Source organism: Lichenihabitans sp. Uapishka_5 (assembly GCF_033947565.1).
In the GTDB taxonomy this organism is placed as follows: Bacteria; Pseudomonadota; Alphaproteobacteria; order Rhizobiales; family Beijerinckiaceae; genus Lichenihabitans.
The window spans coordinates 161,671-186,524 of sequence record NZ_JARPVX010000002.1; the positions used below are offsets into that span (position 1 = coordinate 161,671).

Sequence of the window (24,854 nt, forward strand, 5' to 3'; positions counted from 1 at the left end):
GCCTGCGGTCGGGCCTGAGGGCCGGAACGGGACTTATTCGGCCGTGACCCGTGCGGCCGGGTTGTTCGGATGCGTGGTCCAGTTGGCGTAGGGTCGGCCGTAGTCGAGGCCGGTGCGCGGGTCGACGCCCTGGTGTTGCGGCTCCATCGAAATGCAGCCGTCCACCGGGCACACGTCCGCACACAGGTTGCAGCCCACGCATTCGGCGTCGTTGACGACGAACTTGCGCTGCCCGTTGACCACCGGCCAGATCGCCTGATGCGAAGTGTCCTCGCACACGATGTGGCAGCGGCCGCACTTGATGCAGAGGTCCTGGTCGATGCGGGCCTTGACGGCATAGTTCAGGTTAAGGAACTGCCAATCGGTGGTGTTGCCGACCGCCCTGCCCCGGAACGCCTCGAGGTCGCGGTACCCCTTGCTGTCCATCCAGCCTTGAAGGCCGGTGATCATCTCTTCGACGACCTTGAAGCCGTAGGTCATGGCGGCGGTGCAGACCTGCACGGTGCCGGCCCCCATGGCCATGAACTCGGCCGCGTCGCGCCACGTCGTGATGCCGCCGATCGCCGAGATCGGCAGGCCGTAGGTTTCGGGATCGCGGGCGATCTCGCTCACCATGGAGAGTGCGATGGGTTTCACGGCCGGGCCGCAGAAGCCGCCATGGGTGCCCTTGCCGTCGACATGCGGGGTCGGGCACATGCGGTCGAGATCGACGCCCATCACCGAATTGATGGTGTTGATGAGCGACACGGCATCGGCGCCGCCGGCCTTGGCGGCGCGGGCCGGGCGGCGGATGTCCGTGATGTTGGGCGTCAGCTTGACGATCACCGGCATGCGAGTGGTGGCCTTGCACCACCGCGCCACCATCTCGATGTATTCCGGGACCTGTCCTACGGCCGACCCCATGCCGCGCTCGGACATGCCGTGCGGGCAACCGAAATTGAGCTCGATGCCGTCGGCGCCGGTATCCTCCACCAGCGGCAGGATGCGGCGCCAGCTTTCCTCCTCGCAGGGCACCATGATCGACACCACCATGGCGCGGTCGGGCCACTCGCGCTTGACCTGCTTGATCTCCTGCAGGTTCACCTGCAGCGGCCGGTCGGTGATGAGTTCGATGTTGTTGAGGCCGATCAGCCGCCGGTCGGACCCATAGATGGCGCCGTAACGCGGGCCCGACACGTTGACGACCGGCGGTCCGTCCTCGCCAAGCGTCTTCCACACCACCCCGCCCCAGCCGGCCCGGAACGCGCGGGTGACGTTGATGTAGCGGTCGGTCGGGGGCGCCGAGGCGAGCCAGAACGGGTTCGGCGACTTGATGCCAAGAAAATCGGTGGCAAGGCTGGCCATGGGTTCACTCCGCCGCTTGGGACGAGGGTTGAGCATCGCGCAGGGCCCGGTCGATCGACAAGGCCGCCTGCTTGCCGTCCTCCACGGCCGCGACCGTCAGATCCTGGCCACCGAACACGCAATCGCCACCGGCCCACAGGCCCGGCACGGAGGTGCGCCGCTCCGCATCCACCAGAATGCGGCCGCCTGAAAGCGTCATGGCGCCATCGAGCGGATCGCCGTCGAACGTCTGGCCGATGGCGGCCAGCACCATGTCGGCCGGAATGCTGAGCGGCTCGGCAGACCCGTTCAGACCGGGCGGTGCATGGGTGAAACTGGCGGCCACCAGCCGACCCTCCCGGCCCTCGAAGCCGGTGGGGGTGACCCAATGGCGGATCGTCACGCCGCTGGTCTTCGCCAGATCCTGTTCGAAGGCGCTGGCCTTCATGTGCTCGGGCCCGCGCCGATAGGCGATCGTCACCTCCTCGGCACCGAGTTTCTTGGCCTGCACGGCGGCATCCACCGCCGTCATGCCGCCGCCGATCACCACCACCTTCCGGCCGACCGGCACGGCCGCCTTGTCGGGCGCCTGCCGCAAGGCCTCGATGAACGGCACTGCGTCGGTGACCTCGGCGAAGGGCGGGAAGCCGCTCAGGCTGTTGAAGCCGGCCAGCCCCAGGCCGAGGAAGACGGCATCGTGGTCGGCCTGCAACTGCGCCAGCGTCACGTCGCGGCGGAGCGCCATGTCGTGCCGGATCGTGATGCCGCCGATCGACAGGATGAAGTCCACCTCGCGCTGGGCAAAGTCGTTCGTGGTCTTGTAGGTGGCGATACCGTATTCGTTGAGGCCGCCAGGCTTCGGCTTGGCGTCGAAGATCGTGACGTCATGGCCCAGCATGGCGAGGCGATGGGCGCAGGACAGGCCGGCCGGCCCTGCCCCGACGACGGCCACGCGCCGCCCGGTCGCGGGCTGGCGCCCAAAGGGCTGCCCTTGATCCTTGGCCATCAGCGCGTCGGTGGCATAGCGCTGCAACGAGCCGATCCGCACCGGCTTGCCTTCCGCATGCTCCCTGACGCAGGCCTCCTCGCACAATTGCTCGACCGGGCACACCCGGGCGCACATGCCGCCCATGATGTTGGCGTCGAGAATGGTTTCCGCCGCGCCATCCGCGTTGCCGGTGGTGATCTGGCGAATGAACAGCGGGATGTCGATGTGGGTCGGGCAGGCCTGGACGCAGGGGGCGTCGAAGCAGAAATAACAACGGTCGGCCGCCACAACGGCCTCATGGGGCGTGAAGGGTGGCGTGAGGTCGCTGAAATTTTTGGCATAATCGTCAGCCGGCAGCCTGTGGCTGGCAATCCCGGCGGAGGCATAACCCATGGCACCCTCCCACATCCGGCCATGAACCTGACCGTGCGGTCAGGTTCCCAGTTTGGAACGGTTCTTGTCAAGGTGAAGCACCAGCCCATGTGGAACGATTGCGCCTCGTTTTCAGGCATGCTGCACAGCTTCGAACCGGTTGGTCGATCACCAGCCCAGATTCGTTGCCGATGACGCCGACGCTGGCCCCAGCACTCCGTGTCGCCGCCGCCCGATTGCGCCGGAGCGGCGGTTTCGCCTAGGTTGCCCGGCATCATCCCTCAGAGGACCGCGACCCCGCGCATGAAGATCGGTGACACGCCCTTCCGCACCATTTGGCCCGATCGCGACGGCCCTTCGGTGCATGTGATCGACCAGCGGGCCCTGCCGCACCGTTTCGTTGTGGCGACCCTTCGCAGCTGGCAAGAGGCCGCGACCGCGATCCGGGACATGACGGTACGGGGCGCTCCGCTGATCGGCGCCACAGGCGCCTATGGCCTTGCCCTCGCCATGCAGGCCGATCCATCGGATGCCGCCTTGGCGGAAAGTTTCCAGCACCTGCTCGGCACCCGCCCGACGGCCGTCAACCTGCGCTGGGGCCTCGAACGCATGCGCCGGCTGTTGCAGCCCTTGCGGCCGGACCAGCGGCGCGACGCCGCTTATGCGGAAGCCGCCGCCATCGCGGACGACGATGTGGCGGTCTGTTCCGCCCTCGGCCAGCATGGCGCCGATCTCATCGCCCAGGCCTGGACCGACGCCGGCCGCAGCAGGCCGATCAACGTGCTCACCCATTGCAATGCGGGGTGGCTGGCGACGGTCGACTGGGGCACCGCGCTGGCGCCGATCTACAAGGCCCATCGGGCCGGCGTGCCGGTTCATGTCTGGGTCGACGAAACGCGGCCCCGCAACCAGGGCGCGAGCCTGACGGCTTATGAGCTCGCGGCCGAAGGGGTGCCGCATACGATCGTGGTCGACAACGTCGGCGGCCACCTGATGCAGCATGGCTCTGTCGACCTCTGCATCGTCGGCACCGACCGCACCACCCGCACCGGGGACGTGTGCAACAAGATCGGCACTTACCTGAAAGCCTTGGCGGCCCACGACAATGGCGTGCCGTTCTATGTCGCCCTGCCGTCCTCGACGGTGGACTGGCACATGCGCGATGGCGTGCGTGAGATTCCGATCGAGGAGCGGGAGGCCGCCGAGGTGACGCACATGACCGGTGAAACGGAGGCTGGCGACATCGCCACCGTGCGCGTCACCCCGAAAGGCAGCCCGGCCTTGAATTACGGCTTCGACGTCACGCCGGCCCGGCTGGTGACGGGGCTGATCACCGAGCGCGGCCTGTGCGAGGCTTCGGAAGCCGGGCTTCTGTCCCTATTTCCCCAAGCGGCGGCCGCGTAGGTCTTACGTCCTTAGCTCGGACAGCCTTCAGGCGACCGCCTGCGGCGCCAAGCGGCTGACCTCCTCGTTGATCAGATCACGATAAGGACCCTCGACGCGCATCAGCTCGTCGGGCGGCCCATCCTGCACCACCTGACCACCGCGCAAGACCAGGATGCGGTCGAAGCCCCGCAGGGTGGACAGGCGATGCGCCACCGTCAGCACCGTGCGGTTGTTCATCAAGCGTTCCAATGCCTGACGGATCGCCTCCTCGGATTCGCTATCGAGCGCCGATGTGGCCTCGTCGAGCAGCAGGATCGGCGCATTCTTGAGGAAGGCCCGCGCGATGGCGATACGCTGGCGTTGGCCGCCCGACAGCTTGGTGCCGCGGTCACCCACCATCGTGTCGAGCCCCTCGGACAGGTTCTCGATGAAGGGCCGGCACCGGGCCGCGATGGCGGCGGCCCAGACTTCGTCATCGGTGGCGTCGGGCCGCCCGTAGCGAATGTTATCGGCGAGGCTCCGGTTCAACAGCGCGGTATCCTGCGGCACGATCGCAATGGCGTCGCGCAGGCTGGTCTCGGTGATGCGCGCAATGTTCTGGCCGTCGATCAGGATGCGGCCACCCTGAATGTCGTAGAAGCGTTGCAATAGCGAAATCAGCGTCGACTTGCCGCCACCGGACGGGCCCACGAGCCCGACGCGCTGTCCGGCAGGAATGTCGATGGTGATGGTGTCGAAGATGGTGCGGCCGGTCGGATAAGCGAAGGTGACGCGCTCGAAGGTGAGGCGCGCCCCACCGGCCACCAGGGCCTCGGCTTGCGGATGGTCGGTCATCTGATAGGGCGTCAGCAAGGTGCGCAGCGCCTCGGACAATCGCGCCAGATGTTGCGTCACATCCACCAGCGCCACCGCCAGGTCGCGGGTTGCGCTCAGCACCGAGATGCCGAGTGTGGCGACCAGCACCACGTCGCCGGTGCTGATCTGCTTCGCCTTCCACAGCGTGATGGCCCAGCCCAGCAGGCCGCAGGTCATCACCACCACCACAAAGGCGTGCAGCAGGCGCATCTTCTCGAGATATTGCAGGCTGCGACGGCGGGCCACCAGCTCGCGCCCGACCGTCAGGTCGAAGCGCAGATGTTCGCGCGTGATGCCGCCGAAGGCTTTGACGAGGTTCATATTGCCGATGACGTCGATCATTTCGCCATCGACCGCTGCGGCCTTGTCGGCGAAATCGTGGTGCAGCGGTCGCCCGGCGGCGGCGATCTTGAACATCAGCACCATTACGGCGCCCGCGACGACGATGAGGAACCCCGCCATGGGGACGCTGACCGCCGAAAGGTAGGCGATGGCCCCGACCGTGGCGACGCAAGGCGGCAGCACGTTCCAGACGAACATGTTCTCGACGGTGAACACCGCATTCGAGGTCGCGGTGATCCGGCTGGTCAGTACGCCGGGGAGGCGCTCGGCGAAATAGCTCGGCGCATGACCGGTGAGGTAGCGGAACAGGTCCGATCGCAGGTCGCCCGTGACGCCCACAAAGGCATAGCTGCCGATCCAGCTGGCGATGCGCCACAGGAAATTGTCGCAGGCAATGAAGCTGACCAGCAGCGTGAAGGCGGCCCACGGGTTGGCGCCGCCGTCCTGGCCCTTCGACAGCGTGTCGACCAGGGACTTGATGCCGTATTGCGTGCTGATCGAGAACCCGACGGCGCCGAGCACGCACACCAGGATCGCCCCATGGGAGACGGGCCTTCGTCGGATGTAACGAAGAAAGAAGGCGAACGGACGGTCCGCATATTCATCCAGCGATTCAGAAATGATGCGCCCGCCCCATCGCTTTCGTTGGCGTCGTTGTAGCACCTGCGTCATGCAAATTCCGGGCGAGGCCGAAAGATTTTCGTTGTGCCCCGCGTTAGGCAGCGGATCGCCGCTCTTTCATGCCGGCGTTTGCTCCCGTGGGGCATCGCCGGGCGCCGTGCGGGTTTCGGGCATGAACAGCGCCACCACGATCACGGCGGCGGCCGCGACGACCCCCATGGCCACGAAGGCCGCATAGCTGCCGTAGAGGTCCGACAGCTTGCCAGCCAGCGTGGTGCTGATGGAGGCTCCGATGCCGACCGCGCATCCGATCGCGCCTTGCGCCAAGTTGAAATGCCCGGTGCGGCGGGTGACGTCCGCCATCGTCAGGGGCACCAGTACGCCGAGCACGCAGGCCGAGATGCCGTCGAGCATCTGGGCCACCACGAGCAGGTTCGGGTTGACGATGACGGCAAACAACAGGGCGCGCACCGGCAGGGCCGCGAAGCCGATGATCAGCAACGGCCGGCGCCCCCAGCTTTGGGCCTTGGTGCCGACGATGGGCGACAGGACCGCGACGATGAGTTGCGGCACCACCACGGCGGCGCCCACCATCACGGTGGCGGCCGAGGCGGATCGCAGCGTCACCATGCTGGCGGCGAGCGGCAGCATGGCGGCGTTGGCAAGCTGGAACAGCACGATGCAGAAGGCGAAGACCATCAGGGCCCGGTCGCGCAATAGCGTCGCCAAACCCTGTCGCGTTTCGCGCCACGACGGCCCGCGATGCGCGGCCGCCGCTCCCGAATGTTGCGGGGTGACTTCGGCGGCCCTGATCCGGCCCAAGGCGATCAACGCCGGTCCGACCAAGGCCGCGGCCACGAGGAACACGGCTTGGCTCGACAGGTAATAGCCGCAGGCCGCCATGCCGGCGGCCGCGAGGCCGGTGCCGATCGAGGCGAAGGAGGCATTGCGGCCGAGGCGTGTGCTGATGCCGGCCGAACCGGCAAAATTCAGGCTCATCGACGCGATCGCGGGCCCGAGAACGCAACTGCCGGCGGCATGCATGATGCGCGACGCCAGCACCACGGGAAACACCGGCCAGACCGCCAGCGCAAACGCCGCCGCCCCGATTGCGGACACCGCCACCGCCGCCGCGGCCCGCAACGATCGCACCGAATCCACAAGCGCCCCGCACGGCACCTGCAACATCAGGGTGATCAGGCCGGCAACCGTCAGCACCAGGCCAATGTCGGTCTGGGTCCATTTTTCCGACGTCAGGTAGACGGCCACGAACGGGCCGAACCCGGTCTGAATATCGGCCACAAAGAAGACGAACCAGTCGAGGGCTCGTCGCGTGGCGCGCGAGCGGATCGGCGGCGCCCCTGCGGGCGTGTTCGAATGGGTCACGCGAAAAGGTTCGCGCCCTTATTTGGCCGGAACATCGGGAGCCGTCACCGGCGGTGCGACGGGTGCGGGCACTGGCACCGGCGCCTTGGTGGGCGCGGCCGGCGGCCCGATCACCACAACAGGCTCGCCTTCCTTATAGACCGGGGCGGATCGCAACTGATCCTGCGGCAGCGAGATCACCAGATGATCGAGCTTGCCGTCGGGCGACATGTGGATCGCGCGCCAGTCCACCGCGATCTTGCGGCTGCCGACTCCCAGAAAGCCGCCGAAATCCACGATGGCGGCACGGATCTGTCCCGCCTTGTCGACGATCACGTCGACGATGCGGCCCATATCCTCATCCTTGGCACTCTGCACTTTTTTGCCGAGCAGGCTTTCGGCCGCCTGTCCGTCGATGACGACCGCCGGCGTGCCGAGGCTCTCGGCTTTACCGTCCTCGGTTTCCTGCGCCGCCGATCCGGCTGGCGCGACGGCAGCCGGCGCTGGCGCGGCCTGCGCGAGCCGCAGCCCGGCGCCTAAGGCAGGGCTCCCCAACGCCACCGGCGCGGCGCCCAGAAGCAGCGCGACGCCGATATGCTTGAGACGGATATCGGCCAAGAAACGCATCGCAATCCTGTCCATGGCGGTCACCGGTGATGTGGCAGCAAGGCCCGGGTGATCGCCGAGGCAAGGGCGCCACACCGGCTGCACCCTACGCAAGGAGCTTCGAGGGAATCAAGACACCGCGCGCCACGACCAGCACCCCTGGCGGCATCACAACCGCTGCCAGCCGGCCCGGGCGGCGCGCGCCAGGGCCTCCGCCATCGTGAGGGGTGGGCGCCAGTCGAGCGTATCGCCCGTATCGCGCATGTCCACCTGCAGCGATTCGGTGAGGCGGTGCGCGGCAGCACCTCGACCGGCCAGGGAAGCGGCCGCCTGCAGCAGGCTCGGCGGCAGGGGGAACAGCCGGGCCGGAACGTCCGAAGCCCGGCAGATCGCCCGCAACAGGTCGGGCGTCGAGATGTCCTCGCCATCGCTGCACAACCACACCCGGCCGCTTGCGCGCGGATGCGTGATGCAATGCATCAGCAGGTCGACCAAGTTCTCCACGGCGATCAGCGACCGCTTGTTGCGGATCAAGCCAAATGGCAGCGGCAAACCGCGCCGGGCCAGGGTGACGAGTGCCCGAAAGTTGGCGCCCACGCCCGGCCCATATACAAGCGGAGGCCGAACGATCACCACCTCCATCCCGGTCCGGGCGCCGAAGGCCAGCAATCCATCCTCGGCGGCCTGCTTCGAGCGCCCATAAGCGTCGAGCGGGTGCGGGGCGTCATCCGCCCGGAAGCGCTGCCCCGCCACGGTCCGCTCGCCGTTGACCTTGATCGAGCTGACGAAGACGAACCGGGACACGCCGGCCTCGTGCGCCTGACGGGCGAGAGCCAGCGTCCCCTCCAGGTTGACGCGCCGGTAGGCGGCGTCGGCGTCGCGTGCATCCTCGCGCATGTGATGGACGCGAGCCGCCAGATGCACCACCGCGGTGGTGCCCGCGACGGCGTGGCGCCAATCGGTGTCGGGCCCGATCTCGCCGACGCCGATGCGGTCGGGCGTCGCCTGCCGGCCGACGGGACGGAACGCGATGCCGGCCTCGACCAGGGCGGCGCAAAGCGCCTGACCCACGAACCCCGTCGCTCCGGTTACGACCAGCATGGCCTCAGCCAGCCACGGCAGCCGGCAGCGGGTCAGCCGCCGTCGCATGCGGCAGCGTCGCGGCATCGATCCGCGGGGCATATTCCTTGACGGTCGCTGCCATCAGCCGGCGAGCATCGGCCTCGTCCCCGGCCAGGATGGCGCTTTCGAGGTCGTCCGCCACGCGGACGATCTCGTCGTGCTGGATCAAGCGCGGCAGTGCCGCGTGAATGCCTGCCGCGCCGGTGGGACTGAGGGTTTCATGTCGGTCGAACAGCTCCTCGAACAGCTTCTCGCCCGGTCGCAGGCCCGTGAAGGCGATCTTCACGTCGTGTCCCACCCGCAGCCCGGACAAGCGAATCATCTTGTGTGCCAGGTCGACGATCTTCACGGGCTTGCCCATGTCGAGCACGAAGATGCTGCCCCGCTGCATGGCGGAGTCGAGGCCCTGCACGGCCGCCTGCAGCACCAGTTGGCAGGCTTCGGGGATCGTCATGAAGAAGCGTTCGATGTCCGGGTGCGTGACGGTGATCGGCCCCCCGGTTTTAAGTTGCTTCTCGAACAACGGGACCACGGACCCCGCCGAGCCCAAGACATTGCCGAACCGCACCGTGACGAAACGGGTGGACGCCTGCGGCTGGAGCACATCGAGCGCCTGGCAATACATTTCGGCGAAACGCTTGCTGGCGCCCATGACATTCGTCGGGTTCACGGCTTTGTCGGTGGAGACCATGACCATTGCCGTGGCCCCGACCGCCTGCGCGGCATCGGCCACGTTGCGGGTGCCGATCACGTTGGTGTGCAAGCCTTCGAGCGGTTGTGCCTCGACGATCGGCACATGCTTCAGGGCCGCCGCGTGGAACACGATGTCGGGCTTCGCATCCTGGAAAAGCCGATGGATGGCGTCACGCTCGCGCACGTTGCCGACCCGCGACAGCACCACGAGGCCCGGATAAGATCGGCGAACGTCGGCATCGATGCTGTAGAGCAGATATTCCGACGCATCGACGAGCGTCAGCCGGGCGGGGCCGAGCGCCGCCAGCTGCCGGGACAGTTCGGAGCCGATCGAGCCGCCCGCTCCGGTGACCAAGACGCTGGTGCCGGCGATCAGTTGCGAGATCCGCGGAAGGTCGAGTGTCACGGGATCGCGATCGAGCAGGTCCTCGATGGCGATCGGCTTCAGCTCGACCTGGCTGAGGTCGGCGTCGCGCAGGTCTGCGAGATTCGGCATGCGCAGCAGGTCGATGCCGAGATCCTGCGCTTGTTCGAGCAGCAGTTCGACCTTGGCGGCGCCGAGTTCGCGTTGGCCTTTGACGAGCAACAGGCTTTCAGGACGTCGTCCCTTCAACCCATAGCTGTGGACGAGGTCGGGAATGTCCTCGATCGCACCGAGCACGCGGGCGCCCCGCAGCAGCCGGCCCGTGCGCCGGCCGCTGTCGTCGATGACGCCAATAATCTCGAACGGCATGTCGTTGCGCTCGGCGACGGCGCGGATGAACATCTCGGTTTGATCGCCCGCCCCCACCAGCAGCACGGGCTTCAGCCGGCGATGGCCGCGCCCGGAAGCGCGATGGCTCTTCCAGATCCGGTAGATGGCGCGCGGCCCCGCCAGGAAAATGATCATAAAGGCCCAGGCCGCGATGACCGAGGATCGCGGCACGTATTCGAGCCGCACCACGAAATACACCAGGGTGAAGCACACCGCCGTCACGGTGGCGGCCTTGATGACCGCCACCAGATCGGTCAGCGAAGCATAGCGCCAGATGCCGGCGTTCAAGCCCGTCAACGGCGTCACGAGCGCCGCGATGAGGGTAAAGACGAACAACGGCGGGGCGTAGTGGTGGAACTGATGGTTCAGCCCCTCGATGCCGAGCCGCAGCGTCAGCGCCACCAGATAGGCGGCCGCCGACATCAGCACATCGTGCAGGAAGGCCGCGCCCCGCAGCATCAGGGTTCGTGATGACAGTCGCCAGATCATCGCGCGCTCAACACGGCCTTTCGGTCATCCGCCTGCCTGCCCGGACGAGCCGCCGCACGACCCGGCACGCCGTTCCTCATGCCTTGACCACATGGGACGCCATGGCGCCGACTTTGTGGCAGATATTGCGCGTGTCGATCACCAGCCGGGCATGGCGAACGATCGCGTGATAGTCGACGGCGTCATGGTCGGTGGCGATCAGCACCGCATGGTGCCGCGCGATGGTGTCAGGGGTCAGCGCGATCGATCGCCGCCCCGCGAGGCCGCGATGATCCGCATGGTCGGGGATCACCGGCACGTGGGGGTCGTGGTAGGTGACGTGGCTCGAGCGTTCCTCGAGCAACTCGATCAACCGCAACGACGGACTTTCGCGCAGGTCGTCGACGTTTTTCTTATAGGCGACGCCCAGCACCAGGATTTCGGCCTTCGACAGGCCGATGCCCTGCGCACGATCGAGCGACTCGGCCAAGCGGTCGATCACATGCTGCGGCATCGCGGTGTTGATCTGGCCCGCCAGCTCGATGAAGCGGGTGGTGAAATCGAATTCCCGTGCCTTCCAGGTGAGATAAAAGGGGTCGATCGGAATGCAGTGGCCGCCAAGGCCCGGGCCCGGATAGAACGGCATGTAGCCGAACGGCTTCGTCCCGGCCGCCTCGATCACCTCCCAAACGTCGATGCCCATCTTGTCGTAGATGAGCTTCAATTCGTTCACGAGCGCGATATTGACCGAGCGGAAGATGTTCTCCGTCAGCTTGACGGCTTCGGCGGTCGTGGTGGAGGACACGGGCACCACCTCGGTCACCAGCGCGCCGTAAAGTGCTTCGGCGAGCCGCGCCGCTTCGGGCCCGTCGCCGCCCACGACCTTGGGGATCGCGGCCGTGCGGAAATCCTTGTTGCCGGGGTCCTCGCGTTCCGGCGAGTAGGCGAGGAAATAATCCTGGCCGCGACGCAGGCCGGTCCGGTCGAGGATCGGGGCCACCACCTCGGTAGTGGTACCGGGCCAGGTGGTCGATTCAAGCACGACGAGCTGTCCGGGGCGCAGGCAGGCCGCCACGGCCCGCGCGGCCGCCTCGACATGCCCGAGATCAGGATCGCGGCTGCGCGTCAGCGGCGTCGGCACCGCAATGATGACGGCGTCATAGTTCCCGAGACGGCCGAGGTCGGTGGTGGCCGCAAAGCGTCCGGTCGCGAGCGCGGCCCGGATCGTCGCCTCGGACACATGGGTGGTGAAGCTCGATCCTGCCGCGATGCCGTCGACCCTGGCCGCGCTCGTATCGAAGCCGCAAACCTCGAAGCCCGCCTGGACGGCCGTCAGGGCTAAAGGCAATCCGACATAGCCCAAACCGATGACGGCAATGCTGAAGCGTCGCGCCACAATGCGCGCGAGCAGAACGTCGATGTCGGCGGGCGGCGTCACGGTCCCATCCCGCAGCCCGGCATCATCCGGCGGTCGCTGGTTGCCACTGGTTTCACGCACCCGGATGTTGCCTCCGTCCGGCCCGCCTTCGGGACCACGCGGCTTCTAGCCTGGATCGGGCCGCGAGCGCGAGGGGCATGCCGGCTGGATCAGTTCGCCATCACGACGCCAACCGCGACGCCGGCGATCAGGCCGCCGACCAGAATATAGGCCAGCAGCAGACCTGCGACGATATTGGCGGCGCGTCGCCGCTCACGTCCGGCTGCCGCAGCCTTGTGCAAGGCAAAGCGACCCGCCCGATAACTCTCATACCAACGGGTCCAGGGGTCCGCCTCAGCGTTGACCATGCGCAATCCCCGCCATGAGCCGATGCGCCCCACCTCGGCGCACTGCGAAACCAGCCTGCAGCGTCGTGAGCGGTGGTGCCGGTTGCAGGAATCGAACCCGCGACCTACTGATTACAAATCAGTTGCTCTACCAACTGAGCTAAACCGGCTTAGCTTTTTCGTAGCAACAACGCCGAAACCTGACAAGCTGCGACCAGATTGCGCTGAACTCGACCCGGACGCGTCGGATCGGAACAAGTGTTGCATGCGGGGCTCAGATCAGCTGCGCCGAACGGCCGACGCGAGGCGCCGGTGCGAAGCAGGGAGAAGCGCAATGCAGGGTTGGAAGCTGGGGATCGTGGCATTGATGATGCCGGCGCTGGGGCTCGTTTCGACGGCCCGGGCCGCCGAGCCCGACAGCTGCAAGGCGGTCAGGTTCTCCGATGTGGGATGGACTGACATCACGGCGACGACCGCCACGGCTTCCGCCATCTTGAAGGCGCTCGGCTATGCGCCCACTACGACCGTCCTGTCCGTCCCGGTGACCTATACGTCCCTTAAGAACAAGCAGATCGACGTGTTTCTCGGCAACTGGATGCCGACCATGGAGGGCGATCGGAAGAGCTATGTCGACGACAAGTCGGTGGACGTGATCCGGCCCAACCTCGAGGGCGCGAAATACACCCTCGCGGTGCCGCAATACGTCTACGATGCCGGCCTGAAGTCCTTTGCTGATATCGCCAAGTTCAAGGACAAGCTCGATGGCAAGATCTATGGCATCGAGCCCGGCAACGACGGCAACCGCCTGATCCTCGGCATGATCAAGGACGACAGGTTCGGGCTGAACAGCTTCAACATCGTTGAGTCGAGCGAACAGGGCATGCTCAGCCAGGTCGAGCGGGCCACCAAGCGCAACGAGCCCATCGTGTTCCTGGGGTGGGAGCCACATCCGATGAACACCAAGTTCAAGCTGGCCTACCTGACTGGCGGCGACGACGTGTTCGGGCCCAATTACGGCGGAGCCACCGTCTACACCAATGAGCGCGCCCATTACGCGGCAGACTGCCCCAACGCGGGCAAGTTCATCGGCAATCTGAAGTTCTCGCTGCCGATGGAGAACCAGATCATGGGCTCGATCCTGTTCGACGACCAGGATGCCGGTAAGGCCGCGACCGACTGGCTGAAGGCCAATCCCGCGGTGCTGGACGATTGGCTGGCCGGCGTCACCACCTTCGATGGTCAGCCCGGCCTTCCGGCTGTGAAGAAAAGCCTGGGCCTCTGAGCCTCAACGGGCGGCGCCATCGCGCCGCCCGACCGTGCGAGGGACCGAGCCATGGATTCCGTCACTGCGTTCATCGTGGCGCACAAGATCCCGATCGGCCGCGAGCTGAACCTCGGCATGAATGCCGTGAAGGACGGATCGGGTTCGTTTTTCGACCTCGTTTCGGACGCACTTGGCGGCTTGATCGACCATACGTCGGCGACGCTGGGCCTGGTACCGCCGCTGGTGTTCTGCGCCATTCTGGCCGTTCTCGCCTATCTGATCCGGCGGTCCTGGCGCGTGGCGCTGTTCGCCTTTGCGGCGCTGGTCTTCATCCTGAACCAGGGCTATTGGGCCGATACGCTCGTCACGCTCGTAATCACCTTCTACGCCACGCTGGCTTCAATGCTGGTGGGCGTGCCGATCGGCATCGCGGCAGGCCATCGGGAATGGCTCGCCAAGGCGCTGCGACCGCTGCTCGACCTGATGCAGACGCTGCCGACCTTCGTGTATCTGATCCCCATGCTGTCCTTGTTCGGGCTCGGCGTCGTGCCCGGCATCATCGCGACGGTGATCTTCGCCATTCCGGCCCCGATCCGGATGACGCAGCTTGGCATCGCCAGCGTGCCACTGCCGCTGCGCGAGGCGGGCCAAGCCTTTGGGGCGACAGGTGCGCAACTGTTGCGCAAGGTCGAGCTGCCGCATGCGGGGCCGAGCATCATGGAAGGGTTGACCCAGACCATCATGCTGTCGCTGTCGATGTCAGTCATCGCCACGATGGTGGGCTCGGGCGGCCTTGGCGTGCCGGTGCTGCGGTCGCTCAATCAGGTGAAGCCCGCGATGGGGTTCGAGGCGGGTCTCGCCATCGTGCTGGTCGCCATCCTGCTCGACCGCACCTTCCGCCGGCCATCCGGCACCATGAGGCCCGCCTGATGTCGGCCGCCGTCACGTTCCGCGACGTCGACATCGTGTTCGGCCGGGCGGCGCCCGGCCCCGCACTGGCGCTGCTCGATCAGGGCCGCACGCGCGAGGAGATCCTGGCCGAGACCGGGCAGGTCATCGGGGTGGCCAAGGCCAATCTCAGCGTCGACCATGGCGAGATCTGCGTGCTGATGGGCCTTTCGGGCTCGGGGAAGTCGACCCTGCTGCGCGCCGTGAACCGTCTCAACGTGCCGGCGCGGGGCGACGTGCTGGTGGATGTGGGTGGCCGTAGCGTGAACGTGTCCACTTGCGACGCCCGCAGCCTGCGTGCGCTGCGTGGCCGCTCGGTCGCCATGGTGTTCCAGCAATTCGCGCTATTGCCCTGGCGCTCCGTGCGCGACAACGTGGGGCTCGGCCTCGAACTGCGCGGGCTGTCCGGCGTCGCGCGCAACCGGATCGTCGACGAAAAGCTCGCCATGGTGGGGCTCGACCGCTGGGCCGACAAATACGCCCATGAACTGTCGGGCGGCATGCAGCAGCGCGTCGGCCTGGCCCGAGCCTTTGCGACCGACGCCGATATTCTGCTGATGGACGAGCCCTTCTCGGCGCTCGACCCGCTGATCCGCACCAAGCTGCAGGACGAGCTCCTGGCGCTGCAGAGCACCCTCAAAAAGACGATCCTCTTCGTCAGCCACGACCTCGACGAAGCCATCAAGCTCGGCAACCGCATCGTCATCATGGAGGGCGGGCGCATCGTGCAGGCCGGCACCGCGGAGGACATTCTGCTGCGGCCTGCCGATGCTTATGTGGCCGAGTTCGTGCGCCACGTGAACCCGCTCGAGGCGCTGCGCGCGTCGGCCATCATGACGCCCCTGGCGACGCTGCCGCGCACCGGTCAGGTGGTGACGGCCTGTCAGGCCTCCGGCTTGCAGGTGGTAGTTGCCGAAGGGCAGCCCATCCCGCTGCGGATCGGCACGGGCGCTACCCTCCCGGTGGCGAGCAGCGGGCTCAACGGCCATGCGGTCGGGGCCGAAGCGATTACGATCCCGGCCGATATGCCATTACGGCAGGCCATCGCCCTGCGGCAGGTGCAGAATTGCCCGTTGCTGGTGGTGGATGCGGCCGGGGCTCTGCTGGGCGCAATCGGCGAGGCCGATATTTATCGGGCTTTGCTTCGGTGACGGCCCTGCCGTCAAGCGAGGCCCTGCCACACCATCCGGAAGGTCGGGAGACCGGACCGCAGGCTGATGCCGGTGCCTGACACGGCGAAGCCTTCGCTTTCGTAGAGCCTTATCGCGGGCTGGTTCATCTGCGCCACGGTCAAGCTCAGCTCAGCGGGCGAGCGCGCCTTGGCGGCCCGGATCAGAAGCCGGCCGATGCCGCGGCGTTGCGCAGCCCGTGCGGTCACAAGCTGGTCGAGGTCCCGGGTGTCGGGATTGATCGTCATGAAACCGAGGGGCGTCCCGGTGTGATGCGCCACCAGGGCTGTGGCCCCTTCCCGCTGCAGATCGGCCACATGGTTTCGAAACCAGGGTATCCGGGCCGCGAAGTCGATGCTCGGCAGAAGGGCCGTCCAAGCCTCTACCCAAAGGGTTTCGAGGTCTGGCCAGTGGCGGTCCTCAAACGGCGCGATGTGGATCATTACCGCTCGGTGAGCTTCAGTTCGATGCGGCGGTTCCGACGCAAGGCGTCGTCGCTGTCGCCCGTGTCGATCGGCTGGAATTCCCCGAACCCCGCCGCCAGCAGCCGCTGCGGATCGACGCCCTTGCCGACCAGATACTGCACCACCGCGATGGCGCGCGACGCCGACAGGTCCCAGTTCGACTTGAACTGCGGCGAGGTGATCGGGCGCTTGTCGGTATGGCCGTCGACACGCAGGATCCAGGCGATGTCGGGCGGAATCTCGCGTTCGAGCTCGATCACGGCGCTGGCCAGTTGATCGAGCTCCGCATGGCCATCGGGGTTGACGGTGGCCTGGCCTGAATCGAACAGCACCTCGGATTGAAACACGAAGCGGTCGCCCACAACCCGGATGCCGGGACGGTTGCCGAGGATCTCGCGCAGTCGGCCAAAGAAGTCCGACCGATAACGCGCGAGCTCCTGCACCTTCTGGGCCAGCGCCACATTGAGCCGCGACCCGAGTTCGGCGATGCGGGCCTGACTGTCCTTGTCGCGAGACTCCGAGGCGCCGAGTGCATCCTCAAGGGCGCCGAGCTGCTTACGCAACGCCGCGATCTGCTGGTTGAGAATGTCCACCTGGGCGAGCGCCCGGCTGGTGTTGTCCTTTTCGCGTGTCACAGCGCCGGCGGCGTCGGATGTCGCCACGGCTGCGCCGCCACCCGCCAGCACGCCGGCATCGACGACGCCTTGCAGGCGGTTGCGTTCCTTGGCGGTCGCATCGAGCGTCGCCTGAAGCGAGGCAAGGCTCGACTGGTCGCTCGACGACTTCGATCGCTCGAGGGCGAGCAGCGACGTCAGCTCCTCGATCTGTCGATTGAGCCGGCCGAGGGCCGAGTCCTTGCCGCTGACTTCGCGCGACATGAAGAACTGCGACAGCATGAACACCGACAACAGGAAGGTGATGACGAGCAGCATCACCGAAAGGGCATCGACGAAGCCGGGCCAATAATCGATGTGGCGTTGGCTGCGCCGACTGCGCGCAAGCGCCATCAGCGCATCTCCTTTTCGCGCAGCACGCGCTCGAGTAGCCGCCGTGTTTCGTTGCTCTGGCTCGACTGCGTTTCCACCCAGTCGCGGATCAGCTGCTGTTCGGATCGCATGTGCTGCACGAGGCCCTGGATGCCCTCCGCGAGATTGGCCATGGCGGCGGTGGCGGCGCGGCTGCTCGACTGGTCGGCGCCGGCCGCAATCTTGTCGAGGGCGGACTGGAGACCCACCGGCAGTGCGACAGCCTTGGCGTCGCCGCCCTCGCCGAGTGCCTCGGTGGTGTAGTTCGACAGGTTGTCTTCGAGTTCTGTGAAGAAGCGGTTCTGCGCCTGCCCGGCCTGGAGGTCCAGGAAGCCGAGCACCAGCGAGCCCGACAATCCGAACAGCGACGAGGTGAACGAGACGCTCATGCCCGCGATGGGGGCCGCGAGGCCGTTCTTCAGATCATCGAACATGGCGCCGGAATCGCCCGTCACCTGCATCGACTGGATGACGCCGGAGATCGACCCGACGGTTTCCAGCAGGCCCCAGAAGGTGCCGAGCAGGCCGAGGAAAATCAGCAGGCCGGTGAGGTACCGGGCAAGCTCGCGCGATTCGTCGAGGCGCGATCCGACGGCGTCCAGCACGGCCCGTAGCGTCAGGGTCGACACCGAATTCGGCTGGGCATCCGGGCGGATCACCGCCGTGAGGGGTGCCAGCAGCACCGGGGCCGGCGCGTCGCTCCCCGGCCGTCGCAGCGCGTTCACCCACCGGACCTCACGGAAGAGCCGGATCACCTGTCGCAGCCCGAGCACGATACCGATGACGGCTACGCCGAAGATGAGGCCGTTGAGCGCCGGGTTGGCCAGAAAGGCGGCGCTGATCTGCCGGTACAGGATCAGGGCCACGAAGCCGACGAGGATCAGGAAGACCACCATCCGCACCAGGAACACCCGTGGCGAGGACAAGCGAAAGGGATCACCGCGTGAGGCCATCAATCCAATCCGGCGCACCGCCGCCGCGACCGGCGGGGGCTTTCTCAATCCTTAGCAGAAGGTTGACGCGGACTCACGCGAATCCCACAGCCAGGGTTCAGCCGATGCCCTTGATGGCGGCCAGCATCTCACGCTGGATGTATTCGTTGCCGGCCAGGATGCTGCCGCCATGGACGATGTCGTCGGTGCCATCGGCCGTGCTGACGAAGCCGCCCGCCTCACGCACCATCAGGGCGCCGGCCGTCACGTCCCAGCTTTGGATATTGCGCTCCCAATAGCCATCGAAACGACCCGCCGCCACGGCCGCCAGATCGAGCGCCGCCGAGCCGAGGCGGCGCAGGTTGCCGGAGGTGGCCAGCAACGCCGCGAATTCCTGCTTGAACAAGGGATGGTGCTTGGCCCGCGCCAAGGGCGGGATGCCGCAGGCGATTAGCGAATCCGATAGTTTGCGCCGGGCCGCCACCCGCATGCGGGTGGCATTGAGAAACGCGCCCTGCCCCTTCTCGGTGACATACATTTCGTCGGTGCCGGGATTGAAGATCAGGCCGGCCACGATCTGATCTTCGCGAACCAGCGCGATCGAGATGGCGAACAGCGGCAGCCCATGCAGGAAGTTGGTGGTGCCGTCGAGCGGATCGATGTGCCAGGTGTGGCTCTTGTCCGTGCCCTCGACGGTGCCACCCTCTTCCATCACGAAACCGTAGCCTGGCCGGGCGCGCGACAGTTCCTCGAACAGCACTTTCTCGGCCCGTTTGTCGGCCGCGGTGACGAAGTCGCCCGGGCCCTTCACCGACACCTGAAGGTTCTCGATCTCGCCGAGGTCGCGCTTCAAGCCGCGGCCGGCCTTCTGGGCGGCTGCGGTCATGACGGTCATCAGGGCGGATCGGATCATGGCGGGCTTCCAAGCGCGGGCAAGGCCGGGTCAAAGCAAATTCGGCCGTCGAACGCCACCCCTAAACGCCGCGTCGGGTCAGTCCCGGCCGATCGCGTCGAGGCCGCGGGCGATCCGCTCGATGCGCTGCGCCGCCTCGACGACCGCCTCCGCCACCGTCGCATAACCGGCCTCAAGCCGGTCGTCGACGCTCGCCTCGAGGTCCGCTACCGCGGCCAGCCGAGCTTCGAGCGCGGCTACGCGGGCTTCGGCGGCCGATAGGTCGTCCGCGATGGTCAAAGCCGCCATCACGGTGATGCGACCGTCGCCGATCTCACCGAAATGGCCGCGCAATTCGGTGATCTTGGCGTCGAGCCGTTCTGCCAGCCGCTCGAGATGGGCTTCCTCGCCGTCGTCGCAGGCCATGCGATAGGAGCGGCCCGCGATGGACACGGTGACCTGGGTCATGCGCGGCTCCGTCAGTCGCCGAGGCGATCGCGCAGCGTGGCGCAAACGGCATCCATCTGCTCGAGCCGTTCGGCGACGGCGGCCCCCGTATGACGCCATTGCTCGCCAGCCAATTGGCTCTGCTCCAGAGCCTCGCCGAGTCGTGCCCGGTCCTCCTGCATCAAGGCCAGTTCCTGTTCCAGCTGAGCGCGGGCCGCGTCCGCACGGACGCGGCGTTCCACGGCCGCCTCCAGAAGGTCGAGGGCACCCGTCAATGTCTTCACGGCATTGTGCAGGCTATCTGGCAGCGCCATGGGGAAGTGCGTTCGTTTCCAGCTGTAGCGGGCCACACAGCTTTGACGTACAAGCGGCGCATTGAAAAGGGGTTGCCCGGCGGACGCGGCGGTTCGACCAGGCCGGTTGGCCGGTCGAGCTTACGAAGCCATGCAGCTTGCGCATAGCGCCTCGCATTTCGGCATTGATGCTCGCAGCGGCTTCAGGCATGCCGTGCTGGGCAAAGGAGAACAAGCATGACCGTGAAAGTCGCCATCAACGGCTTCGGGCGCATCGGGAGAAACATCCTGAGGGCGATCGTCGAGTCGGGCCGCACCGACATCCAAGTCGTCGCCATCAACGACCTCGGGCCGGTCGAGACCAACGCCCATCTGCTGCGCTTCGACAGCGTGCATGGCCGCTTCCCGCACAAGGTAGAGGTTTCGGGCGACACCATCGACGTCGGCACCGGCCCCATCAAGGTCACGGCGATCCGTGATCCGTCCACCCTGCCGCATGCCGAGCTCGGCATCGATATCGCGATGGAATGCACCGGCATCTTCACCGCGAAGGACAAGGCCATGGCCCACGTCAAGGCTGGCGCCAAGCGCGTGCTGGTTTCGGCCCCGGCCGACGGCGCCGACAAGACCATTGTCATGGGGGTCAATGACAAGACCCTGACCAAGGACGACATCGTGGTGTCGAACGGCTCCTGCACCACCAATTGCCTGGCGCCCATCGCCAAGGTGCTGCACGAAACGATCGGCATCGAGCACGGCTTCATGACGACGATCCACAGCTACACGGGCGACCAGCCGACGCTCGATACGATGCACAAGGACCTGTATCGCGCCCGCGCCGCAGCCCTGTCGTCCATCCCGACCTCGACCGGCGCCGCCAAGGCGATCGGCCTCGTGCTGCCCGAGCTTGCCGGCAAGCTCGACGGCTCGGCCATCCGGGTGCCGACCCCGAACGTGTCGCTGGTGGACCTGAAGCTGGTGGTGAAGCGCGCCACCACGAAGGAAGAAATCAACGCCGCCATGCGGAAGGCCGCGGAAGGCGAGATGGCCGGCGTGCTCGGCTACACGGACCTGCCGAACGTTTCCAGCGACTTCAACCACGACCCGCATTCGTCCATCTTCCACATGGACCAGACCAGGGTCATCAACGGCACCTTCGTGCGCGTCGTGTCCTGGTACGACAACGAATGGGGCTTCTCGAACCGCATGGGCGACACCGCCGTCGCGATGGCGAAGCTCATCTGACCATCAAACCCTCTCCCGCGCGAGCGGGAGAGGGTGTTCCCGCCTTCGCGCGGGCTTGCGGGGCCAGCCGGCCTTGCGCTTCCCCATCATCGCTGTCCGGGGGACCCGGGGTTTCCCGCCCACCGCGGCGCTTCGGAGACTCCCATGAGCGATTTCAACACCCTCGACGACGCCGATCTGGCCGGCAAGCGGGTCCTCGTCCGCGTCGACCTCAACGTGCCGGTCGAGAACGGCCGCATCAGCGACACCACCCGTATCGAGCGTGTCGTGCCGACGATCCGCCACATCGCCGACAAGGGCGGTAAGGTGGTGCTGCTGGCCCATTTCGGCCGGCCGAAGGGCGGCCCCGACGAGGTGAACTCGCTGCGTGGCGTCGCTGCCGCCATGGGCGACCATGTCGGCCATCCGGTGCATTTCCTGCCGCACACGATCGGCGAGCCGGCCCTGCAGGCCGTGCAGGCGCTGAAGAACGGCGACGTGCTGCTGCTCGAGAACACCCGCTTCCACAAGGGCGAGGAAAAGAACGACGACGCCTTCGTCGAGGCCTTGGCGGCGCTCGGTGACATTTATGTCAACGATGCCTTCTCGGCGGCCCACCGGGCCCATGCCTCGACCGAGGGCTTGGCCCGCCGCCTGCCCGCCTATGCGGGCCGTTCCATGCAGGCCGAGATCGAGGCCTTGACGCGCGCGCTCGAGAAGCCCGAGCGCCCCGTGGTGGCGATCGTCGGCGGCGCCAAGGTGTCGACCAAGCTCGAACTGCTCGGCAACCTCGTCAAGAAGGTCGATGTGCTGATCATCGGCGGCGGCATGGCCAACACCTTTCTGGCCGCTCAGGGCAGGCCTGTCGGCAAGTCGCTTTGCGAGCATGACCTGACCGACACGGCACGCGCCATCCTGGCCGATGCAGGCGCCTGCGAGATCGTGTTGCCGGTCGATGTCACGCTCGCCAAGGAGTTCAAGGCCGGGGCTGCGGCCCGCACGGCAGGGATCGGCGACGTAGAAGCGGACGAGATGATCCTCGATATCGGGCCGCAATCGATCGCCCATGTGGCCACGGTGCTCCGCCGGGCCAAGACGCTGGTGTGGAACGGGCCGTTCGGCGCCTTCGAGCTGAAGCCGTTCGACACCGGCACTGTGGCGATCGCCAAGGATGCGGCGCGGCTGACGGCGGACGGACAACTGGTCACCATCGCGGGCGGGGGCGACACTGTGTCGGCCCTGAACGGCGCTGGCGTGGCGGAGGACTTCACCTATCTCTCAACCGCCGGGGGTGCCTTTCTCGAATGGCTCGAGGGCAAGGTGCTGCCGGGCGTGGAAGCGCTGCGGAAGCGCTGAGGAAACCAACCCATGCCGACGACGGTGGTGCAACACGATCTCGAGGCTCCCGTCGTCGTGGTGGGCGCCGGGGCGGTCGGCCTGACAGCCGCGATCGCCTTGGCGCGTCAAGGCCGCGCCGTCACCCTTGTGGGCCAACCCGGGGCGCCGCGGCCGGGACGCACGGTGGCGCTTCTCGAAGGTTCGGTCGACCTGCTGCGGCAGCTTGACCTGTGGCCCTCGATCGCCCCGGCAGCCGAGGCGTTGCGCACCATGCGGATCGTCGATGCGACGGGGTCGCTGTTTGCGCCGCCCCCCGTCGCCTTCAAGGCCGAGGAGATCGGCCTTTCGGCCTTCGGGTACAACGTCGACAATGCCACGCTCGAAGCAGCCCTGTGGCAGGCCGCCGGAACGACGTCCGGGTTGACCCTTGCGTCGTCCGCCGCAACTGGGTTTGCCTTCAAGGCTGATGCCGCTGACGTGCGTCTCGACACGGGCGAGGTCTTGCGGGCGTCGCTGGTGGTCGCGGCCGACGGGCGCGCCTCCCTGGCCCGCAAGGCGGCCCACATCGGCGTCCGCACCACCGAACATCCGCAACGCGCCATGACGGCCACCTTCGCGCATGCCGCACCGCACGGTAACGTATCGACGGAATTCCACACCCGCGAGGGGCCGTTCACGCTGGTGCCCCTGCCGGGTGAGGGCCAGCGCCGTTCGAGCCTGGTCTGGGTCATGTCGCCCGCGGCCGCCAGGCGGCGACGCGCTGCCGGCGATGCCGCCTTTGTGCGGGATGCCGAGCGGCAATGTGCCCGCCTGCTCGGCGCCATGACGCTCGAGGGGGCGATCGGCAGCTTTCCGATCATCACGCAGGCCGCGACGGCCCTCATAGGGCCTCGCTTGGTGCTGGTCGGCGAGGCCGCGCATGCCCTGCCGCCGATCGGCGCCCAAGGTTTGAACCTGAGCTTTCGGGATGTCGCGGCGCTTGTGCGGCATGTCGCCGGTACGCCGCCCGTCGCCGACCCCGGCAATGCCGAGATCCTCCGGGCCTTTGAGCGTGAGCGCCGCCGCGACGTGGCGGGTCGGATCGCCGCCGTCGACCTGTTGAACGGCTCGTTGCTGTCCCGCGGGGTGGCCACAGATGCGCTGCGGGGCGCCGGCCTGATGGCGCTCGGCCGCGTGGCACCGGTGCGGCGCTTCCTCATGCGGCATGGCCTTGCTCCGGGCACCGGCCGGTCAGTGAGGCCATCGGCTTGACGCTCGCCCGGGTGATCGTCCATCAAGCGCCCTGTTGACACTTTCAGCCGCGGGCCGGACTCTTTCGCTTTGTCGCTTCGATCACGCTGGACATCGTTTCGATACAGGTTCGAGCACCGTCTCTTCCGCTTCGCCGGCCTGCTGCTGGGATCTCTCCCGGTGGAGGTTGCCTCGGCCCTGTCGGGCGGACTCTGGCGTCATGTCGCCCCCCTGACGCACCGGCACGGCCGCGCTCTGGCCCACTTGCGCGACGCGATGCCCGAACTCGACGAGCCCGAGCGCGAGCGGGTGATCCGCGCCATGTGGGACAACCTCGGCCGCACCTTCGCGGAATCGTTCCACCTCGACGCCATTGCGGCCGACGGACGTGTGACCTTCGAGGATCATGCGGTGCTGGAGGCCTGGGCGGCGCGCCCCGGCGGTCGTGTGGCCTGCGCGGGCCATCTCGGCAACTGGGAGCTGGCAATTCTCGGCATCATGCAGGTCGGCGCCAAACCCTGGAGCATCTACCGGCCGATGAACAATCCGCATGTCGATGCGGACGTGCTGCGGATGCGGTCCTTCCTTTACACGGGCGGATTAGTGCCGAAGAGCGGGTCAGTCCCGAGGCAGTTCATGAAGATCGTCCGCGATGGCGGCAGCATCGGCTTCCTGAGCGACCAGCGGGAAAACAACGGCATCGTGGTGCCCTTGTTCGGTAAGCCCGCGCCGTCCACCACCTTTCCGGCCATGCTGGCCCGCAGCGTCGGGGCGCCAATCCTTATGGTGCGGATGCGACGCCTGCCCGGCGTCCGCTTCGTGCAATCCTTCGAGCTCCTGCCGGTGGAAGAGACCGCAGACCGCAAGGCCGATATCGAGGCCGCCACGATGGCGATCCAGAAGACGTTCGAGCGTTATGTCCGGCAGGCGCCCGAGCAGTGGATGTGGGCGCACCGGCGCTGGAGTTGA

23 protein-coding genes and 1 tRNA gene are annotated in these 24,854 nt (G+C 67.0%); 8 read left to right on the forward strand and 16 right to left on the reverse strand.

Going from position 1 to position 24,854, the window contains the following annotated elements; all coding sequences use genetic code 11:
* Positions 1-33 precede the first annotated feature (33 nt).
* Positions 34-1,344, reverse strand: coding sequence for an NAD-dependent dihydropyrimidine dehydrogenase subunit PreA (preA, locus tag P7D22_RS01785; protein ID WP_319932477.1), 1,311 nt, complete (start codon positions 1,342-1,344; stop codon positions 34-36).
* 4 nt (positions 1,345-1,348) lie between these two features.
* Positions 1,349-2,704, reverse strand: coding sequence for an NAD(P)-dependent oxidoreductase (locus tag P7D22_RS01790; RefSeq protein ID WP_319932478.1), 1,356 nt, complete (start codon positions 2,702-2,704; stop codon positions 1,349-1,351).
* 282 nt (positions 2,705-2,986) lie between these two features.
* On the opposite strand from P7D22_RS01790, the gene mtnA reads away from it, so the two are divergent.
* Positions 2,987-4,087, forward strand: a complete 1,101-nt coding sequence (gene mtnA, locus P7D22_RS01795) for an S-methyl-5-thioribose-1-phosphate isomerase (RefSeq protein WP_319932479.1) — start codon at positions 2,987-2,989, stop codon at positions 4,085-4,087.
* 27 nt (positions 4,088-4,114) lie between these two features.
* Here the strand turns inward: mtnA and P7D22_RS01800 are convergent, their stop codons facing one another.
* From P7D22_RS01800 to P7D22_RS01835, 8 genes are all read right to left on the reverse strand, one after another.
* Positions 4,115-5,938, reverse strand: a complete 1,824-nt coding sequence (locus P7D22_RS01800; RefSeq protein WP_319932480.1) for an ABC transporter ATP-binding protein — start codon at positions 5,936-5,938, stop codon at positions 4,115-4,117.
* Between the two features lie 66 nt (positions 5,939-6,004).
* Positions 6,005-7,273: an MFS transporter gene (locus P7D22_RS01805; protein ID WP_319932481.1), complete on the reverse strand. Its 1,269-nt coding sequence runs from the start codon at positions 7,271-7,273 to the stop codon at positions 6,005-6,007.
* A gap of 18 nt (positions 7,274-7,291) precedes the next feature.
* Positions 7,292-7,894, reverse strand: coding sequence for a PRC-barrel domain-containing protein (locus P7D22_RS01810; RefSeq protein WP_319932523.1), 603 nt, complete (start codon positions 7,892-7,894; stop codon positions 7,292-7,294).
* Positions 7,895-8,026: 132 nt separating this feature from the next.
* Positions 8,027-8,959, reverse strand: coding sequence for an NAD-dependent epimerase/dehydratase family protein (locus tag P7D22_RS01815; RefSeq protein WP_319932482.1), 933 nt, complete (start codon positions 8,957-8,959; stop codon positions 8,027-8,029).
* Between the two features lie 4 nt (positions 8,960-8,963).
* A complete protein-coding gene (locus tag P7D22_RS01820; protein ID WP_319932483.1) occupies positions 8,964-10,916 on the reverse strand; it encodes a polysaccharide biosynthesis protein in 1,953 nt (650 codons plus the stop codon).
* Between the two features lie 76 nt (positions 10,917-10,992).
* The gene (locus tag P7D22_RS01825; protein WP_442916005.1) at positions 10,993-12,333 is read right to left on the reverse strand and encodes a nucleotide sugar dehydrogenase; all 1,341 of its coding nucleotides are present in this window, start codon (positions 12,331-12,333) and stop codon (positions 10,993-10,995) included.
* A gap of 149 nt (positions 12,334-12,482) precedes the next feature.
* Complete coding sequence (locus tag P7D22_RS01830) at positions 12,483-12,680, reverse strand: hypothetical protein (protein ID WP_319932484.1); 198 nt, start codon at positions 12,678-12,680, stop codon at positions 12,483-12,485.
* 73 nt (positions 12,681-12,753) lie between these two features.
* Positions 12,754-12,829 (reverse strand) — tRNA-Thr (locus P7D22_RS01835).
* 164 nt (positions 12,830-12,993) lie between these two features.
* On the opposite strand from P7D22_RS01835, the gene P7D22_RS01840 reads away from it, so the two are divergent.
* Genes P7D22_RS01840 through choV form a run of 3 tightly spaced genes read left to right on the forward strand, consistent with a single transcriptional unit; the run spans position 12,994 to position 16,022 of the window.
* Positions 12,994-13,941, forward strand: coding sequence for a choline ABC transporter substrate-binding protein (locus tag P7D22_RS01840; protein ID WP_319932485.1), 948 nt, complete (start codon positions 12,994-12,996; stop codon positions 13,939-13,941).
* Positions 13,942-13,992: 51 nt separating this feature from the next.
* Entirely contained in the window at positions 13,993-14,853 is an 861-nt protein-coding gene (locus tag P7D22_RS01845) for an ABC transporter permease subunit (protein ID WP_319932486.1), read from the forward strand.
* Positions 14,853-16,022 carry a choline ABC transporter ATP-binding protein gene (gene choV / locus P7D22_RS01850; protein WP_319932487.1) on the forward strand — a complete coding sequence of 390 codons (1,170 nt, stop codon included), beginning with the start codon at positions 14,853-14,855 and terminating at the stop codon, positions 16,020-16,022. Before P7D22_RS01845 ends, choV begins: the two co-directional genes overlap by 1 nt.
* Positions 16,023-16,033: 11 nt before the next feature.
* On the opposite strand, the gene P7D22_RS01855 is transcribed toward choV, so the two are convergent.
* From P7D22_RS01855 to P7D22_RS01880, 6 genes are all read right to left on the reverse strand, one after another.
* A complete protein-coding gene (locus P7D22_RS01855; RefSeq protein ID WP_319932488.1) occupies positions 16,034-16,483 on the reverse strand; it encodes a GNAT family N-acetyltransferase in 450 nt (149 codons plus the stop codon).
* A complete protein-coding gene (locus P7D22_RS01860) occupies positions 16,483-17,511 on the reverse strand; it encodes a peptidoglycan -binding protein (RefSeq protein ID WP_319932489.1) in 1,029 nt (342 codons plus the stop codon). The genes P7D22_RS01855 and P7D22_RS01860 overlap by 1 nt, the downstream gene beginning before the upstream one ends.
* Positions 17,511-18,482, reverse strand: a complete 972-nt coding sequence (locus P7D22_RS01865; protein ID WP_319932490.1) for a flagellar motor protein MotA — start codon at positions 18,480-18,482, stop codon at positions 17,511-17,513. The genes P7D22_RS01860 and P7D22_RS01865 overlap by 1 nt, the downstream gene beginning before the upstream one ends.
* A 97-nt stretch (positions 18,483-18,579) precedes the next feature.
* A complete protein-coding gene (locus P7D22_RS01870; protein WP_319932491.1) occupies positions 18,580-19,374 on the reverse strand; it encodes an inositol monophosphatase family protein in 795 nt (264 codons plus the stop codon).
* 78 nt (positions 19,375-19,452) lie between these two features.
* Positions 19,453-19,821 (reverse strand): cell division protein ZapA, encoded by a 369-nt coding sequence (locus tag P7D22_RS01875; RefSeq protein WP_319932492.1) that lies wholly within the window; start codon positions 19,819-19,821, stop codon positions 19,453-19,455.
* 11 nt (positions 19,822-19,832) lie between these two features.
* The gene (locus tag P7D22_RS01880; RefSeq protein ID WP_319932494.1) at positions 19,833-20,114 is read right to left on the reverse strand and encodes a DUF4164 family protein; all 282 of its coding nucleotides are present in this window, start codon (positions 20,112-20,114) and stop codon (positions 19,833-19,835) included.
* A gap of 216 nt (positions 20,115-20,330) precedes the next feature.
* Here P7D22_RS01880 and gap point away from each other — a divergent pair, with 216 nt between their 5' ends.
* The 4 genes from gap to P7D22_RS01900 all read left to right on the forward strand — a co-directional run bounded on the left by gap (position 20,331) and on the right by P7D22_RS01900 (position 24,854).
* Positions 20,331-21,338 (forward strand): type I glyceraldehyde-3-phosphate dehydrogenase, encoded by a 1,008-nt coding sequence (gene gap, locus P7D22_RS01885; protein WP_319932495.1) that lies wholly within the window; start codon positions 20,331-20,333, stop codon positions 21,336-21,338.
* Positions 21,339-21,482: 144 nt separating this feature from the next.
* Positions 21,483-22,673, forward strand: coding sequence for a phosphoglycerate kinase (locus P7D22_RS01890; RefSeq protein ID WP_319932496.1), 1,191 nt, complete (start codon positions 21,483-21,485; stop codon positions 22,671-22,673).
* Positions 22,674-22,685: 12 nt separating this feature from the next.
* A complete protein-coding gene (locus tag P7D22_RS01895) occupies positions 22,686-23,906 on the forward strand; it encodes an FAD-dependent monooxygenase (RefSeq protein WP_319932497.1) in 1,221 nt (406 codons plus the stop codon).
* Between the two features lie 159 nt (positions 23,907-24,065).
* On the forward strand, positions 24,066-24,854 hold the full coding sequence (locus P7D22_RS01900; RefSeq protein WP_442916001.1) for a lysophospholipid acyltransferase family protein: 789 nt from the start codon (positions 24,066-24,068) through the stop codon (positions 24,852-24,854).